Genomic DNA, 14,606 nt, shown 5'->3' with positions numbered 1-14,606 from the left:
TCGGACGAAAAAAGGGTCCCGGCAAACTGCCGGGACCCTTTGACTTGGTAATGGCTAAGCCAATGCGTGGCGCAAAGGATCAAGTCGCGGCGATTTGGGTGACCAGCCACAACGAGGGCTACGGCATCGCCATCCGGCGAACTCGGTGATCAACTGTCCCCTTGGTGCCGACGCCTTCGATTGAGCCTCAGCAATCCGACCAAACCTGCCCCGAGCAGCAGGGCCGTGGCAGGCTCCGGCGTCGGAACCGGGTGGTCGCCGACGATCTGAGTACGGTAGATTTCCGGGTCAGCCGCAAAGGGATCAGCCAGATAAGCGATTGTGAAGTCAAAGTAGATGTGTCCGCCCCAGTATGGCCCTATTGTCTCAAAGTCATATGTCCACGACCCGCCTATGGGGATCACTACGGGGCTGTCCACGGCATTTGTTGCGACGCTGAAATCGATGGCTGACAGCTCATCATAGTACGTCATTGAAGCTAGGAGATTGAAATGCTCCAACCATATGTCAGTAGCTTCAAAATCATTGTATATGATTATTTTGTGGATAAAATCGTCAACATCACCGTCGTCTCCTTGACCATCCGCTAGAGTTCTGATTTCACCACTACTTTTTGGGATTTTTACAGGATCTCTAACAACCGCCCCAACCTTTTTCTTGGCCATCGGAATGGGGACAGTATCTCTTGTCCAATCCCAACTCACCCAAATATTATTCTTCTTGTTCATATCAACAATAAAGCCCACAATTGCAGTGTTGCGCGGGGCGAGTGTGCCCCCGGACAGATTCATCTCCGCATTGTGATCACCAACCAACTTGCCCTTCAAAGTAGTGAACTGGTCACATTTTGCCCAGATTCCTGTGAAATGTACGTCAGTTTCTTCTTGCTTCAAGCTAATGTGGAGATCGTTAACCTCTTGCCCGGTATCATTGGGAATAATTTGATTCCAGCGATATTTTATTTTTCCTTTTTTACCGATCTGTCCGCTAGTTCCAGCCAAGGCCTGCCCTGAAAAAAGTACACATAACGCGATAAGGCACAGCAACAGCTTGTTCATCTCTTTGCCTCCTCTTTTCATACCAAAGGCGTCTGATGTTAATGGTACCTGACGCTTCGTCTGCAAAGCGGTTGTCACAGACTTCAAAAACAAGAGAGAGATGGAGAGAAAGAGAAAGAAACGGAGGATGAGCCAATGAGGAGAGGAGATGCGAGCGGACTAGGTTTTTGTATGACAAAATACAGCTGCAATAATTATGCAAATTATAGCGTCATAATGATTTCATGCGCTTAATCATGATATCAATACCGAGGAATGTATTGCATTGTATGGACTCTCGACAATGCGTCGAATACTTTTACAGTTTTAAGAATAATATAGGCTCGAACATCAATCTTGTCCTGCATCTCCAAGGTCACTCACAGCAGTTGCCGCAGGATATGCGTACAGAAATAACATTCATCTTACATTGCCGCGCTTGGCGGGCGGCGTTGCGCTGCGGCCGCTTTTCCCGCGTCACACAGGGCGGCGGCTATCAACAGCAAGTTGCAACCAACAACAAACTGTTTCCCCCTCGAAACGCAGGGGATGGCGGAGACGCCTGCTCGCAACACGTGCGCACACTGACGTTTCCCCTCTCGACGCGCGGGGGCGGCGGGGATAGGATGTGGGTATGCAGCCTGCCGAATTCACCGAAGCCTACATGCGGTTCACCTCGTTCCTGTACGAGAACAGGATATGGTACGGCGGGGCCGGGGCGCTCATCCTCCTGATCGTGGGGCTGTGGGCCACGCGACGGCCCTGACGCGGTTTATTTGCCCTTGGCCGGAGTCTTGGCCGGAGCCGCCTTTTTGGCCGGGGCGGGCTTCTTGGCCGAGGGCTTGGCCGAAGCCTTGCCCGTTGCCGGTTGTGCGGGCGACGCTTTTTTCGCGCTGGATGGCGGCTTGGATTTCGAAGCGGATTTCGGCGCGGGCTTTTTCGCCGGAGCGGGTTTTTTCGCCGCGCTCGCCGGGGCGGGTGGCGTGGGCTTTGCTTCGGCAGCGGCCGGGGCCGCGCCTTCGGTGCGAAGCGACGGCAGGGCGGGCTCGGGCCTGATCGCCGGAGAGGCAGATTCGGGCCGCGTGGCCAAGGACCCGGCTTCCGGGCGCATGGCCAAAGACCCCGCCTCGGGCCGCATGGCCGGGGAACCGGCCTGCTCACGCACGGCCACAGCCTCGGCCTCGTCGCGCCTGCCCGCAGCCTGAGCGCGCTCCCACATCCGGGCTGGATCGACGCCGCCTGACTCACTTTCGCCCGGCCTCTGCGGGCCGTCGAAAATATTCTTGCAGGCGGAGCCGGGCACCCCGCCCGGCGCGACCACGCCTTGCCTGGGCGGCGTGAAGAACGCGGTCACGTCGCTCGTCTCGCCGCGCACGTCCGGACCCCAGAAAAGCTTGAGCGAAAGCCGCTGCCCCTTCTCCCCGGCCTTGAGCTTCAGGCTCGCGGCCACGGTGTCGCCGGGCGACATGCTGACCAGCCCCTTCTCGCCGACGATGTCCGCGCGGCCGGTGCCAAACCCCATGGCCAGATCGGCGAGCAGCGCGGCCACGCGCGGCGCGCTCACGCGGCCCTTGGCCGCGAGCTTTTTGAGCAGCTTCGGCGCGACGATCTCGCCGGGGCCGACGCGAACCCCATGCATCACGGCGAGTTGCGGGAAGGATTCCATGTCGCCGTCCTTGCCGGGCGCGGCGCTCCATTCCAGCTTCAGTCCGAGCTTGCCCTTGCCCGCACGGCTCTTGGCCTTGAACGAGACTTGCGCCAGCCTGCCCGGAGCGAGGCGCACGAGCACTCCCTCCCTGGCCACGGCGATCTCGCCCGCCATCAGGCATTCGCCCAGATTGCACAGCACCGCTCCGGCATCGGCGACGCGAAGCAGCCCCTCCACACGCATGGCCTTGGCTTCCATGGCTCGTCATCCTCCTCGTTCGCGCCTGCTCCGCCGCGAAAAGCGGCGGTTTTGCCCGCGCCCGTAGGCGGAGCGCAAAACGTCCCTGCTAGCGGGAGCCCTCCAGCGGGGCGTACCACGTGACCTCGATTTCGAGCTTGTTCTTGAAGCCGTCAGACTTCTCCTTGCTCTTGGCCGAACACGAAACCTTGACCTGCTTGCCCACTTCCAGGACGTGCTCGCCGCTGCCGTCGTTGAGCCGCAGGCTGCCGCGCGCCAGACCGTCGGCGATGTGGTGCAAGAGCACGGCCGCGTTGTAGGTGAGTTGCGTTTCCTCGATCTCGAAAAGCTTTGACTTGGACATCGGCGTCTCCCTCGCTTTCGCTTGGCTGCATTTTCCGTCAGATTCCGCCAGATTCCGGCAAATGCCAGACGAATCTTTCCACATTTTCACGCCTAAGCCGAACGCGTCATGACGTCAAGACGCGGGCGCGGGAATCGCTTCCCGCATCGGCACCCTATCCCACCATGCCCCGACCATGGTGACGGTTGCGCGACGATCCAGCGACGCGGGCGTGGGCGCTTTTGGATCAGCCCGCCCCCCAATACCACTACACCTAATACAGGCTTTACCATTCATGTGTTTTAGCTTATAGCGGCTGTCCAGAACTGAGCCGACATCCATTCACAAAAACAGCTTCGGTGGAGGGGTTTCATGCGCTGCGCAAAAGCTTCAGCGATCATGGTGAGTTGTATTCTCTTCGCCATGCTGGTGGGCTGCAAGAGCACCGGCCAGCATGGCGAAGTACAATACAACATGTTCTACGGCCCGGACGACCACATCGCCGAACTGCTTGCCGAGGGCAAGGTCGACGAGGCATCCACGATTTACAACTCCCACTCCGCCGTCCTCGACCCGGCCAAGGCCAAGGACAAGGCCCTCATCGACGAATTGGCCCGCGCGCTGCGGCAGGATATCGAGCCCAAGATCGCCAGTTTGCTCGATGGCTTTGGGAAGACGTCCTGGCCCGCCCCGCACGAGGACTGGCTGGCCATCCGCGCACTGCTGAACGACGCCGGGCAGACCATTGAGCACGTCCAGGCGCAATCCGTGCTCGCCCTGCCGGACCAAAAACCCGCCGGTTTCGACGCACTCGTTGTAGCGCACAAAACGCTGATCGCGCGGGTCGAGGCGGGCGCAGACGAGGCATTCGCCTCCTACCCCATCTTCGAGGACAGCCACTTTTTCAGCGACTACCCGGTGCCCCTGGACGCGGAAAGCTTTCTGGCCAGGAACCGGGAGTGCATCCAGGAGCGGCTGGCTGCGGCCACCCCGCGCGACATCGCGGCCATGTACGCCACCTACAGGGGCGACCTGGGCGCGGCCTGCCAGGAGAACGTGGCGGAAAACTACTTCTGCAGCCTCGTGGGCGGAGATCCCAAGGCCGCGAGCATCCCCGCGCTGCTCAAGGCGGCGGCCGACGTGCGCAAGGCGGACATGCCCCTTGCCCGCATCGAGCAGATCAAGATCGCGGTCGTCAACGTCACCAGCCCCACCCTGATCCAAGAAAAACAGATCGAATTCCCCTTGCACATCGACGTGGACATGCCCTTCGATGTCGAGGCCGCTCCCCTGGAAAGCGCCTTCGACGGCGCCGGGGCCAAAGCCGCCGACGTGCTCGTGGTCATGAGCGTGGCCATGGCCCGCACCGACCGCGACATGGCCGAGGGCGGAATGATTCCCTCGCGCCTTCTGGCCGGGTACAAGGAGATTCCCAACCCCGAATACGAAAAAACGAGGCTGGAGCTTGAGCAGACTTCGGCCCGCAAGACCGCCGCGGACATCCGGGCCTCGATCCCTCGCTACGGGCTGGCCGCCTTCGCGCAGATAGCCGACGCGATCGCTGCCGCCGCCCTGGGCCAGGAGGTCGAAGACCTGACAGAGAAGCTGGTGAACACGCCCAGAACGCTGAAGGATCCGGTCTATCAGGACTACTCGGTGCGCCGCATCGAAGTCGATTCCGTCAAGCATGCCACGGTCAACTATTACGTCATCGATAAGCGCGCCATGACCATGTTCAGCGACACCTTCGACGCCCGCATCCAGAATTCGTTCTCCGTGGTCTACGACGTCCAGGAAACGGACGTGAACAAGGAGAACCTCTACGCGCAGCACGCATCGGAAAATGCCGTCCTCGACTATGAGAAGGAACCGCTTGTGGTCCCGCTCTCGGCCATTCTGGCCGAGTTCGGCAAGGGTGCGGACCAGGCCGAGCGCATCGCCTCGCTGGGACAGGTCATGGAAACGCTCGTGGCGGACCGCAACCTGGCCCTGGCCTCCGCCGCCGCCCGCACCTTCACCGACGCCCGCAACGACCAGCGCTTCGACCACGTGGTCAAGATCCACAACCTCAAGGGAGGGTCAGGCTCCGGGTTCTACGTGGCCGAGGACATGGTCATGACCAACTATCACGTCGTCGAGGGCACCAAGGTGCCGGTGCTCAAGAACTACGACGGCATCGAGATGACCGGAACGGTCGTGGCTCACGACGTACGTCTCGACTTGGCCCTGATCAAGGTCAGCAAGCGCGGCATTCCCGTGACCTTCTACAGCGCGAACGAACTCGACCTGGGCTCGCAGGTCGATCTTATCGGCCACCCCGAAGGCTTCGACTTTACCATCACCCGGGGGGTCGTCAGCGCCGTGCGCCGCGCCCGTAGCGCTTACGGAGATCTGGGCAGGCCCGTGCTCTACGTGCAGTCCGACGTGGCCGCCAACCCCGGCAATTCCGGCGGACCGGTCTTTCTCAACGACAAAGTCGTGGCCGTCTGCGATTGGACCAAGCGGGGTTCGCAGAATCTCAACTTCTTCATCCATTACTCCGAGGTCCTGGAATTCCTGCATAAACGGGGCGTGCGTCCGCGCACATAGGACACTCTCAAACCAAACGGAGCATGGCATATGATCCGATTCGCACGTTGCCTCACCTTTTCGGCCCTGGCCCTCGTCCTGGCTGCCGGGCTTTTCGCCTGCGCTCCCTCGGGACAGCGCATGGGTATGGTCAAGGACCCGGATACCGGCATCCTCTACGGCTCGGCCATCGCCCGCAACATCGTCATCGACTCCTCGCAGTTCGAGAACAGGAAGATCAAGGTCGTCATTCGCAACACCTCGGGCGACCCGAGCTTCGACCTTTACGATCTCAAGGGACGCCTGGAACAGGCGTATGCGGCCAAGGGCTACGAACCCACGCAGGGCGACGACTTCGGGCTCCGGCTGGACGTGAACGTGACCTATTCCGGACAGATCCGCCAGGACATGGCCGCCGAAGGTGCGCTCATCGGCGGCGCGGCCGGGGGATTGGGCGGCTACAGCTACAGGAACCAGGCTGGGCACACGGTGGCCGGGACCGTGGCCGGAGCCACGGTGGGCGCGATCCTCGGCAGCTACGCCACGGACAACACCTACATCGTCATCGCGGACACGCGGCTTGGTGTCATGCGCCACAAAAGCGCCCACAAGTCCACCACCATCGTTTTCGAGGGCAGCCAGTTCAAGGAACGCAAGACCAATTACCAAAGCTTCGACTCGGTGGTGGACAACAGGATCGCGGCCTATGCGGGCGGCCGCCTGGTCTCGCAAGGCGAAGTGGCTGAGGGCGTGCGCGGCCGCTTTCTGCGCATCCTCTCCGACGTGATCTGACCGCGCCACTTGCCCTGGACGCCGAAACATGTATGCTTACGGCATGGCTCGCATTCCTTTCGCACTCAAGCCATGTCAGGAGGCGTCATGACCAAGCAGATGTCCTACACCAAGATTGAGAACCAGCTTCGTCCCATCTTCCGTGAACGCCTGGATCAGGCCGAATCCGTGGAGGACGTGAAGAAGTTCTTCGTCTATACGATCCAGGAACTGCTCGAGAACGCCATGGGTGAAAACGGCACGGTGCGCTTCGAGGACGTCTGCCTCGATCCAGACAACGAACCCGGATTCGCCCTGGGGCCGGGAATAACCGAACGCCCGGCCTTCCAGGAGGTCTGGACCGATTCGGATATGTCGCGCATCGTGGGCATGTTCGCCGAGACGGCCAGGAACCGCTACCGCCGCCTGGAAAAGAACCCGGCCAAGACGGAAGCCAAGATGTACCACGGCCACGACTAGTCGTGGCCGTTACGCGCTCGAGAGCGACAATCAATCCGGCCGTCTCGCGGCGAGACGCCGCAAAGGAGACCGTATGCGCATCTGGCGCGACCCCACGGCCATGGCGGTGAGTCTGGGCATTTTGCCCGTGGTGGAGACGGCCGCATCCCTCGCCGCCCTCCCCGATCCCGCCAACACACTGGCCACGGCCGCGGAAGTTCTGGGCATGAGCCTGCCCATGCTGCTGGCCCTGTCCCTGCTTTCGCGAGTCGCAGGTTGGATCATGGCCTTGGTCCTGCCACTCGGGCTGCGTTTCATGGTCATCAAGAGGGCGCTGGGCATCCCGGTGGCCCTCGGCCTTGCGGCCGCGAACGCCCTGGCCTACATCGGCGTCACCTCCGCCTTCGGGATGGGGGCCCAGACATTGCACCTGCTGGCCGCGATCGTGCTCGGCTTCCTCGTTCTCAGACATGAGTTCGACAAATCCGCCGATGCGCCTGCCCAGGGCGGGCAAGGATATTGACCGGACGGCTTCGGGAGACGTAGAAAATCCTGGGAGCAGCATTTCAGGGAGGAACGAGATGGCCATTTTGACAACCGGTCCCGGAGCCACCATGGCCGGTCCTCCGGGCATGACCACGGCGGGCCCTCCAGGGCACGTCACGGCCTCGCCGGCCGGACACGTCACGCCCGGCCCTGCCGGCCACGTCATCACGACGCCCGCAACGCAAGGATACGTGCCCGAGCATGCAGCGGGCCACGTCATCATCCGCGTGGCCTGATACGGGCCGCCTTAGGCCGAGCAACCCCCTAGGCCCGGCCGTGCGGCACGTCATTCGAGAATGCGGGCCGCGTGACGACGCAAAAGCGCCCTGAACTGGTCATAGGTCAGCCCGAGCATCACGGCCGCGGCTCGGCGATTGTGCCGTGCGCGGACCAGGGCCTCGCGCGCAAGCGAAATCTTCAGATTCTCCACCTGCTCGGCCAACGGCCTGCTCAAATCCACAGCGGCCAACCGTCCCGTGTCGGCGTCTTGGGCAGAGGGCTCTTCTGCCGCCGAGCCCACTTCGCGCGCTGCAATTGACGGTGCGGGCCGCCAGGGCGATGCAAAGGGATCGAATACCACCTCCTCGACGAGGTCGCCCCTGGCCGAGAAAACCGCACGCTCCACCACGTTCTTCAACTCGCGCACGTTGCCCGGCCAGTCGTGGGCCAGGAGGCGCGCAAGCGCGGACGGCGCGAAATCCGGCTCGTCCCTGCCCATCTCCAGGGCGAAACGGCGGGCGAAGTGCCTCGCCAAAAGCTCGATGTCCTCCCCGCGTGCACGAAGCGGCGGCAATGTCAGAACCACGAAGGCCAGCCGATCCAAGAGATCGCGCTTGAAGCGTCCCTCGTCGGCCAAGCGCGGCAGGTCCACGTTGGCCGCGCCCACCACGCGCACGTCCACCCGCCTCTCGTTGCTCGATCCCAGGCGCTGCAAAAGCCCGTACTCCACCACGCGCAACATCTTTTCCTGCGCCGAAAGGGCCAGCGCGCCGATCTCGTCCAGAAAGAGCGTGCCGCCGTGCGCGGCCTCGAACCTCCCCTGGCGGCGTTTGAGTGCGCCGGTGAAGGCTCCGGGCTCGTGGCCGAACAATTCGTCCTCGATGAGGCTTGGGGCCAGGGCGGCGCAATTGAGCGCCATGAACGGATTTTGCCAGCGCGGCGAGAGATAATGCAGCCGCGCGGCTGCCAACTCCTTGCCCGTGCCACGCTCTCCCACGAACAGCACCGGCCGCTCCACGACCGCAGCCCGCGCCAGGTCGTCCAGAAATGTCTGCACCGGCTCGCTCTCGCCGAGGAATTCGAATCCTGGGGATGACAGCGTCGCTTCCATTGGTCATTTATACCACTTATCAGCTAAAATAGCCATATTTTGGCTAAAATAAACACATCTCGCGTCATGCCTGAAACATTATTTCGAATGGCGCCAGATGGTTGCGACAAACCGATGGACTGGCACAGTCCGTGCTCATCTTGACGGCAAGAACACCGGAGGATCGTCATGGGCATCTTCTCCCGTTTCAAGGATATCATCAGCGCAAACCTGAACTCCATGCTCGACAAGGCCGAGGATCCGGAGAAGATGATCCGGCTCATGGTTCGCGAGATGGAAGAGACGCTCGTCGAACTCAAGGCTTCGTGCGCCTCGGCCATGGCAGCCCGAGCTTCGGTGGCCCGGGATCTGGACGCTCTTTCCGCCAAGGTTGGAACCTGGGAGGAACGCGCTCGGCTCGCCGTGAGCAAGGGCCGGGACGATCTGGCGCGCGAGGCGCTGGCCGAGAAGAAGCGCCTGGCGCGGCGCATCGAAAGTCTGGACGAGGAACTGGGCCAGGCCGACGCCCTGGTGGGCCAGGCCCAGGAAGACATCGCCGCGCTCGAAGCCAAGCTCGCCTCGGCGCGCGAAAAGCAGCGCATGCTCGTGCAGCGGCACGGCAGGGCCGAGCATCGAACCCGTTGCCGTCGCCGAATCCAGGCCGCCGAATCGTCCGACGCCTTCTTGCGCTTCGATCGTTTCGAGCGCGAGATCGAGCGCATGGAAGCCGAAGCCGAGGTGGAGGGGCTGTCTCGGGGAAAACGCTCCGATCTGGAGGACGAATTCCGGCAGCTTGAGCGCGACGAGGACGTGGAGCGTGAACTTTCGAGCATCAAGCGAGATTTGGAGCGGGAGCCGCGCGCGTAGCGCGCGGCGCGAGCCGCCCGGAAGAGTTGGGCTCGCCCTTTACGCCCGGATTCGGGTTTGCCCGTTTCCGCGTTCGTGCGCTATGCTGCGAAGGCCCCAGAACCTCGACCATCACCGCATCCCGGAGTCGCCATGCACGCGGACGCCTTTGTCACCGAACTGTTCACCACCCTGCGCCTGATACTGGTCTTCGCCTTCATCTTCGGCGTCATCTGGCTCTTTCGCGGCCGGACGGGCAAATCCTCACGCGACGAGGAAGCCCGCCTCGCCCAGGAACTGCACCAGGGCATGGAACGCCTGGAAAAACGCGTGGACTCCCTGGAAACCTTGCTCATGGAACGGGAGAAACCTCATGAACGCTGATCGGCCAGGACCTTACCGCGCCCGGAACGGATTTTTGCTTGGCGTGCTCAAGGGTCTTTCCGCCTATTCGGGCCTTTCACTCTTCTGGATACGCGTGGTCTACGTTATGGTGACACTCTTCACGGGCGTGTGGCCGGGCGTGGGTGTATATCTTCTGGCCGCGCTGCTGCTCAAGCCCGAGCCGCCCATGGAGATCGCCGATTCCGAGGCGCGCGACCTTTACGACACCTATGCCGCCTCGCCACGCGCCGCCCTCAAAGGCTTAAAGCGCCGTTTCGAGACGCTGGAGCGGCGCATCCGGCGCATGGAAGACGTGGTCACGAGCCGTGAGTTCGACTGGGAGCGCCGCCTGCGACGCTGAGCGGCTTGCTAGGGTGGAGGGGCGTGTCGGTCCGCATGCAAGGGAAACTCGATTCGCGCGAAGGCCCCGCCCAGATCGCTCTTTCCGAAGACAAAACCGCCCTGTAGCTGGCCGCTCAACCGCTGCACCAGGAGCATGCCCAGGGATTCGGAAAGCTCCGGATCAAATCCCTCCGGAAAACCTGGCCCGTCGTCGTCCAGCCGCATGACGACCATCCCGCCCTCCTCGCACAACCGAAGACGAAGCCGTCCGCCCGTCCGCCCTGCAAAGGCGTGCTTGCAGGCGTTGGTCACGAGTTCGTGCAGGATCAGGGCGCAAGGCACGGCATCGTCGAGCGAGACCCGGACTGGAAGCGTTTCGCGCACGAACTCCACGGAATTTCCGCAAAACGACATGAGAACCTTGCCCATGAGATTGGCCGCGTACACGGAAAGGTCCACGCTGGAGAGATCGTGGGCGTTGTACAACTCCTCGTGCACCTGGGCCATGGCCGCAACCCGCCCCTGGCTCTCCTTGAATATCTCGCTCATCCGCTCGTCCTCGATGCTCGCGGATTGGAGATAGAGCAGGCTTGAGACCACCTGTAGGTTGTTCTTGACCCGGTGATGGACCTCCTTGAGCAGCACTTCCTTTTCGGCCAAAGAAGCCTGAAGGCCTCTCTCGGCCGCGCGCCGCTCGGTGACGTCGGCGAAGATACCCTCAATCTCCACGAGGTTGCCTGCATCGTCCATTATGCCGTGCAGGTGGACCTCGATCCACAGTTCCTCGCCCTGGATGTTGCGAAACGGAGCCATGACCGAGGCCGAGCCCGCGGCGCGCAAAGTCTCGAGCAAATTCTTTCGCAAATTTTCGTCGAGATAGAATCCCGAAATCAGGAGTCCGTCGCGGGACAAAAGGTCTTGTACCGAGTCGCAGCCCATTATGCGCGCGGCAGCCAGGTTCGCGTTCAGTATGCGGCCATCCGCCGTGGTCCTGATGATGCCGTGCGCGGCGTTCTCGAAAATGGAGCGGTACTTGGCCTCGGCCGCGCGCAACTCGCTCATCTGGCGGCGGATGGTTTCGCCCATGCGGGTCAGCATCTCGACCACGGGCCCGAACTCGGCATACGGGATTCGTGGCGCGGGCTCGTCATAGTTTCCCGCCGCGTAGGCTTGCACAAGCCCGTTCACGGCGTCGAAGGACCGATTGAGAAACACGCGGAGCAGCATGCCCGTGGCCAGCCCGATGGCCAACAGCACGGCGATCCCCGCCAAAGCGAACAGGCGCACGAGCCCACGCATCTCCTCCTGGTGCGAGGCCAGGGAAAGATGCAAACGGACGCTCCCGATCACCTGTCCGTCATAGGTCACATCGCCCGCGCGGGTGACCGTGTCGGCCGAGGGCTCGCCCTTGGTCGCGAACAGCGGCCGACCCCAGGCGTCGAATATCTCCAGCCGTTCAACCAGCACGTTCTGGTTGAAGGTCAGGCCGATCTCCATCACCGCGACGTCGTTCATCTCCCACAACGGTATGCGCAGCGTCTCCTGCAGAAAGCGCAGATAGCTGTCGCCCATCTCGGCTAGGTCCCGATCGGCCCGGCGCTCCGCGCCCTGGTAGAGCAAAAAGATGGCGGCCACCGCCGTCACCGCCGCGATGACGATTATGCCGATGGAGAGATCGCGCGCCAGCGAGCGCTTGAGCAAGTGCAACGGTCTGTCGTTCATGGCGCAGGCTCCGCATTCGGGTACAATTCACGAATGGCTCGGTCTATGCGTTTCATGACGCCGACGGAGACGCCCCGGCCGCAGATCAAGTGCCGCGTCGGTCCCGGAGGCACATCGTCCAACGCGACCGTGCCGAACTCGTCGGTCGCGAGACCCGAGCTTTCCAGCAGGGCGACGATCTCCAGGGGCGCGATGAGCATATAGTCCACCCTGCCTTCGGCGAGCATGCGGGCAAGCTGGCGCTGCGAACCGGTCATGCGGTACACGTCGCGCGCCTCGGCCGTGATGCGAGCGTCAATGGGGTCGCCGTAGGAAAACCCGTCTAGCACGCCCAGGCGCAGCCCCGCATCGCCAAAGAGAGCGGACAGGGAAGAATGCTCCCCAAACCGCGCGGCCGTTTCCGCGCGCATGAGGGCCACGTAGGGCGGGTCGCGCCACAGCGGCAGGCTGAAGCGGGCCGCGGCCTCGCGCTCGGGCGTCTTGAACCAGCCCACCGAACAAGCGGCCATGCCCGCAACCATGATCTCGTCGAGGATACGCTTGGCGGGCAGCGCCTTGAAGGACGCCTCGATCCCGGCCCGCGCGAGAACCTCGGCCGTGATGTCGTTCAGGAATCCAGCCGGTCGGCCGTTCTGGGTGTGATAATAGGGCGGACGTTCGAGGTAGGTCACCCGCAACGGCTCTTCGGCCACGCACGGCGACGCCCCCGCAAGGAGAACGAAAAGGCTTGCCGACACGCAAATGAGGCGCCACGTGAAGCATCGCTGCATGATTACCCGCTTGGATTGCACGCTCAAGCCTGAACCAGAACCCAACGCGACTTTACGCCAGGTGGCAGCTTACAGCAAGAATATGAATCTTCAGCGACGGTTGGCCCCTGTTGTGCGGTTGGCCGCGCGGCGGTCAGGATTGGCGCATGCGCGCCTTGCAGGCGCGCGCGGCGGCCACGAATCCAGGAGCCCAATGAGGGGCGCCGAGGGCGTGGATGTGGCTGTATGCGGCGAAAGTGTTACGCGCGAGCAGCCCGTCGCGGCCACCGCCCATGCCCTTCCCGCGCGATAGTTCGAGGCAGAGATCGCCCAGCCCCTCGGCCGGAACCGGGCAGTGGGAATAGTGGAATTCGTGAGCCTTGAGGTTCATACCCTCCGGGTGGAAGGGATTTTGCCGCACGACCTGGGCCGTGACATAGCCAAGCCCCTGGGGTTTCGCGCAAAGCCTGGTCTCCACGGGCAGTGCTCCGGCCATGGGAAATCTGCGTCCACCGGTCTCAAGGGCGCGCGCCAGATACATGAAACCGCCGCACTCGGCGTAGATCGGCATACCATCCTCAGACATGGCCCGCACCCGTGCCCGGACGTCGGCCCGGGCCGCAATGGCTTCCGCCTGGGTCTCGGGGAAACCGCCGCCAAGGTAGAGCCCGTGTATTTCGGGCCAGAAATCAGGGGTCAGGATGCTGACGTACTCGATTCGTGCTCCCGCGCGCTCAAGGGCTTCGATGTTCTCCGGGTAGTAGAACCACAGCGCGGCGTCGCGCACCACGCCGATGGTCACGGGCTCGCCGGGCTCCTCGGAAGCAAAGAGCGGTTCGGGAAAATGACCCAACGCCGGAGCCGAGCGCGCCAGTCGGAAGATGGCGTCCAGATCGCAGTTGTCGGCCACGAAATCGGCCAGAGGGTCGAGCACGGCCGCGCCGTCCATCTCGCGATCCGACCACAGCCCCATGTGTCGCTCGGGGATGGGGTTTTGGCCGATCTTGGGCAGCATGCCCAGAACGGGAACGTCGGTGTAGCGCTCGATGGACTCGCGCAGGATGTCGCGGTGACGTGGTCCGGCTGTCTGATTGAGGATCACGCCGGAGGGCCGAAGACCAGGGTCGAAGATGCAGCAGCCCTGGATCACCGCCGCGGCCGTGCGGGTCATCTTGGTGGCGTCCACGACCAGGATGACCGGGGCTCGCAAGAGCTTGGCGAGCTCGGCCGTGGAATACGTGCCTTGTGCGTCGCCACCGTCGAACAGCCCACGGTTGCCTTCGATGATGGCGATGCCATCGCGGGAGGCGCGACGTGCGAAAAGCCCTCGCACGGCCTCTTCGGGCATGAGAAAGGTGTCGAGATTGGCGCAAGCGCGCCCAGCGGCCAAACCGAGCCAGGCCGCGTCTATGTAGTCCGGGCCCTTCTTGAAAGGAGCCACGACCGTGCCGGCGCGGGCAAAAGCCCTGGCCAGACCGAGCGAAACGATGGTCTTGCCCGAGCCGCCGGAAAGGCCGGAAATGATGAGGCGGGGAAGTTGCTGCACGAAGATGTGTCCGAAAAAAGCGCCGGGCCAGGGGCCTGCGGACGGCCCGGCCCGGCGTCAGATACCGTGCCGCCGGCGGTCCGGTGCATCCTGGCCGGG

At 62.8% G+C, this 14,606-nt stretch carries 16 protein-coding genes; 9 read left to right on the top strand and 7 right to left on the bottom strand.

Annotation, left to right across the window (positions count from 1 at the left end):
• Positions 1 to 149: 149 nt before the first annotated feature.
• On the bottom strand, positions 150 to 1,058 hold the full coding sequence (locus DSAT_RS08315) for a PEP-CTERM sorting domain-containing protein (RefSeq protein ID WP_020887051.1): 909 nt from the start codon (positions 1,056 to 1,058) through the stop codon (positions 150 to 152).
• Between the two features lie 613 nt (positions 1,059 to 1,671).
• On the opposite strand from DSAT_RS08315, the gene DSAT_RS15850 reads away from it, so the two are divergent.
• Positions 1,672 to 1,803 (top strand): hypothetical protein, encoded by a 132-nt coding sequence (locus DSAT_RS15850; protein ID WP_020887050.1) that lies wholly within the window; start codon positions 1,672 to 1,674, stop codon positions 1,801 to 1,803.
• A gap of 6 nt (positions 1,804 to 1,809) precedes the next feature.
• On the opposite strand, the gene DSAT_RS14870 is transcribed toward DSAT_RS15850, so the two are convergent.
• Together DSAT_RS14870 and DSAT_RS08305 are read right to left on the bottom strand one after the other, a co-directional pair.
• On the bottom strand, positions 1,810 to 2,943 hold the full coding sequence (locus DSAT_RS14870) for an amphi-Trp domain-containing protein (RefSeq protein WP_020887049.1): 1,134 nt from the start codon (positions 2,941 to 2,943) through the stop codon (positions 1,810 to 1,812).
• 88 nt (positions 2,944 to 3,031) lie between these two features.
• On the bottom strand, positions 3,032 to 3,286 hold the full coding sequence (locus DSAT_RS08305) for an amphi-Trp domain-containing protein (RefSeq protein ID WP_020887048.1): 255 nt from the start codon (positions 3,284 to 3,286) through the stop codon (positions 3,032 to 3,034).
• Positions 3,287 to 3,637: 351 nt separating this feature from the next.
• Between DSAT_RS08305 and DSAT_RS14865 the strand changes: the two genes are divergently transcribed.
• From DSAT_RS14865 to DSAT_RS08280, 5 genes are all read left to right on the top strand, one after another.
• Positions 3,638 to 5,854: a S1C family serine protease gene (locus DSAT_RS14865; protein ID WP_020887047.1), complete on the top strand. Its 2,217-nt coding sequence runs from the start codon at positions 3,638 to 3,640 to the stop codon at positions 5,852 to 5,854.
• Positions 5,855 to 5,884: 30 nt separating this feature from the next.
• The gene (gene traT / locus DSAT_RS08295) at positions 5,885 to 6,625 is read left to right on the top strand and encodes a complement resistance protein TraT (protein WP_020887046.1); all 741 of its coding nucleotides are present in this window, start codon (positions 5,885 to 5,887) and stop codon (positions 6,623 to 6,625) included.
• 87 nt (positions 6,626 to 6,712) lie between these two features.
• A complete protein-coding gene (locus DSAT_RS08290) occupies positions 6,713 to 7,084 on the top strand; it encodes a hypothetical protein (RefSeq protein WP_020887045.1) in 372 nt (123 codons plus the stop codon).
• 73 nt (positions 7,085 to 7,157) lie between these two features.
• Positions 7,158 to 7,586: a hypothetical protein gene (locus DSAT_RS08285; RefSeq protein WP_020887044.1), complete on the top strand. Its 429-nt coding sequence runs from the start codon at positions 7,158 to 7,160 to the stop codon at positions 7,584 to 7,586.
• Between the two features lie 58 nt (positions 7,587 to 7,644).
• Positions 7,645 to 7,845, top strand: a complete 201-nt coding sequence (locus tag DSAT_RS08280) for a hypothetical protein (RefSeq protein WP_020887043.1) — start codon at positions 7,645 to 7,647, stop codon at positions 7,843 to 7,845.
• Between the two features lie 50 nt (positions 7,846 to 7,895).
• Here the strand turns inward: DSAT_RS08280 and DSAT_RS08275 are convergent, their stop codons facing one another.
• Positions 7,896 to 8,939 (bottom strand): sigma 54-interacting transcriptional regulator, encoded by a 1,044-nt coding sequence (locus tag DSAT_RS08275; protein ID WP_020887042.1) that lies wholly within the window; start codon positions 8,937 to 8,939, stop codon positions 7,896 to 7,898.
• Between the two features lie 168 nt (positions 8,940 to 9,107).
• Between DSAT_RS08275 and pspA the strand changes: the two genes are divergently transcribed.
• The 3 genes from pspA (at position 9,108) to DSAT_RS08260 (ending at position 10,509) form a co-directional block, all read left to right on the top strand.
• Positions 9,108 to 9,785, top strand: coding sequence for a phage shock protein PspA (pspA, locus tag DSAT_RS08270; RefSeq protein ID WP_020887041.1), 678 nt, complete (start codon positions 9,108 to 9,110; stop codon positions 9,783 to 9,785).
• 132 nt (positions 9,786 to 9,917) lie between these two features.
• Positions 9,918 to 10,148, top strand: coding sequence for a hypothetical protein (locus tag DSAT_RS08265; RefSeq protein ID WP_020887040.1), 231 nt, complete (start codon positions 9,918 to 9,920; stop codon positions 10,146 to 10,148).
• Positions 10,138 to 10,509, top strand: a complete 372-nt coding sequence (locus tag DSAT_RS08260; RefSeq protein ID WP_020887039.1) for a PspC domain-containing protein — start codon at positions 10,138 to 10,140, stop codon at positions 10,507 to 10,509. Before DSAT_RS08265 ends, DSAT_RS08260 begins: the two co-directional genes overlap by 11 nt.
• Before the next feature lie 8 nt (positions 10,510 to 10,517).
• On the opposite strand, the gene DSAT_RS14860 is transcribed toward DSAT_RS08260, so the two are convergent.
• The 3 genes from DSAT_RS14860 to DSAT_RS08245 all read right to left on the bottom strand — a co-directional run bounded on the left by DSAT_RS14860 (position 10,518) and on the right by DSAT_RS08245 (position 14,507).
• The gene (locus DSAT_RS14860) at positions 10,518 to 12,212 is read right to left on the bottom strand and encodes a sensor histidine kinase (RefSeq protein ID WP_020887038.1); all 1,695 of its coding nucleotides are present in this window, start codon (positions 12,210 to 12,212) and stop codon (positions 10,518 to 10,520) included.
• The gene (locus tag DSAT_RS08250; RefSeq protein ID WP_161656098.1) at positions 12,209 to 12,904 is read right to left on the bottom strand and encodes a substrate-binding periplasmic protein; all 696 of its coding nucleotides are present in this window, start codon (positions 12,902 to 12,904) and stop codon (positions 12,209 to 12,211) included. The genes DSAT_RS14860 and DSAT_RS08250 overlap by 4 nt, the downstream gene beginning before the upstream one ends.
• Before the next feature lie 211 nt (positions 12,905 to 13,115).
• Complete coding sequence (locus tag DSAT_RS08245; protein WP_020887036.1) at positions 13,116 to 14,507, bottom strand: cobyrinic acid a,c-diamide synthase CobB; 1,392 nt, start codon at positions 14,505 to 14,507, stop codon at positions 13,116 to 13,118.
• Positions 14,508 to 14,606: the final 99 nt, after the last annotated feature.

Origin of the sequence: Alkalidesulfovibrio alkalitolerans DSM 16529, assembly GCF_000422245.1 — a bacterium.
GTDB classification, from domain to species: Bacteria; Desulfobacterota; Desulfovibrionia; order Desulfovibrionales; family Desulfovibrionaceae; genus Alkalidesulfovibrio; species Alkalidesulfovibrio alkalitolerans.
The sequence above is the reverse complement of the archived record's forward strand: the minus strand, read 5'-3'. Positions and strand labels throughout refer to the sequence as shown.

Excerpts from the sequence above, each read along its gene's own strand:
- DSAT_RS08315 (WP_020887051.1), bottom strand. The coding sequence starts at position 1,058 with ATGAACAAGCTGTTGCTGTGCCTTATCGCGTTATGTGTACTTTTTTCA.
- DSAT_RS15850 (WP_020887050.1), top strand. The coding sequence starts at position 1,672 with ATGCAGCCTGCCGAATTCACCGAAGCCTACATGCGGTTCACCTCGTTC.
- DSAT_RS14870 (WP_020887049.1), bottom strand. The coding sequence starts at position 2,943 with ATGGAAGCCAAGGCCATGCGTGTGGAGGGGCTGCTTCGCGTCGCCGAT.
- DSAT_RS08305 (WP_020887048.1), bottom strand. The coding sequence starts at position 3,286 with ATGTCCAAGTCAAAGCTTTTCGAGATCGAGGAAACGCAACTCACCTAC.
- DSAT_RS14865 (WP_020887047.1), top strand. The coding sequence starts at position 3,638 with ATGCGCTGCGCAAAAGCTTCAGCGATCATGGTGAGTTGTATTCTCTTC.
- traT (WP_020887046.1), top strand. The coding sequence starts at position 5,885 with ATGATCCGATTCGCACGTTGCCTCACCTTTTCGGCCCTGGCCCTCGTC.
- DSAT_RS08290 (WP_020887045.1), top strand. The coding sequence starts at position 6,713 with ATGACCAAGCAGATGTCCTACACCAAGATTGAGAACCAGCTTCGTCCC.
- DSAT_RS08285 (WP_020887044.1), top strand. The coding sequence starts at position 7,158 with ATGCGCATCTGGCGCGACCCCACGGCCATGGCGGTGAGTCTGGGCATT.
- DSAT_RS08280 (WP_020887043.1), top strand. The coding sequence starts at position 7,645 with ATGGCCATTTTGACAACCGGTCCCGGAGCCACCATGGCCGGTCCTCCG.
- DSAT_RS08275 (WP_020887042.1), bottom strand. The coding sequence starts at position 8,939 with ATGGAAGCGACGCTGTCATCCCCAGGATTCGAATTCCTCGGCGAGAGC.
- pspA (WP_020887041.1), top strand. The coding sequence starts at position 9,108 with ATGGGCATCTTCTCCCGTTTCAAGGATATCATCAGCGCAAACCTGAAC.
- DSAT_RS08265 (WP_020887040.1), top strand. The coding sequence starts at position 9,918 with ATGCACGCGGACGCCTTTGTCACCGAACTGTTCACCACCCTGCGCCTG.
- DSAT_RS08260 (WP_020887039.1), top strand. The coding sequence starts at position 10,138 with ATGAACGCTGATCGGCCAGGACCTTACCGCGCCCGGAACGGATTTTTG.
- DSAT_RS14860 (WP_020887038.1), bottom strand. The coding sequence starts at position 12,212 with ATGAACGACAGACCGTTGCACTTGCTCAAGCGCTCGCTGGCGCGCGAT.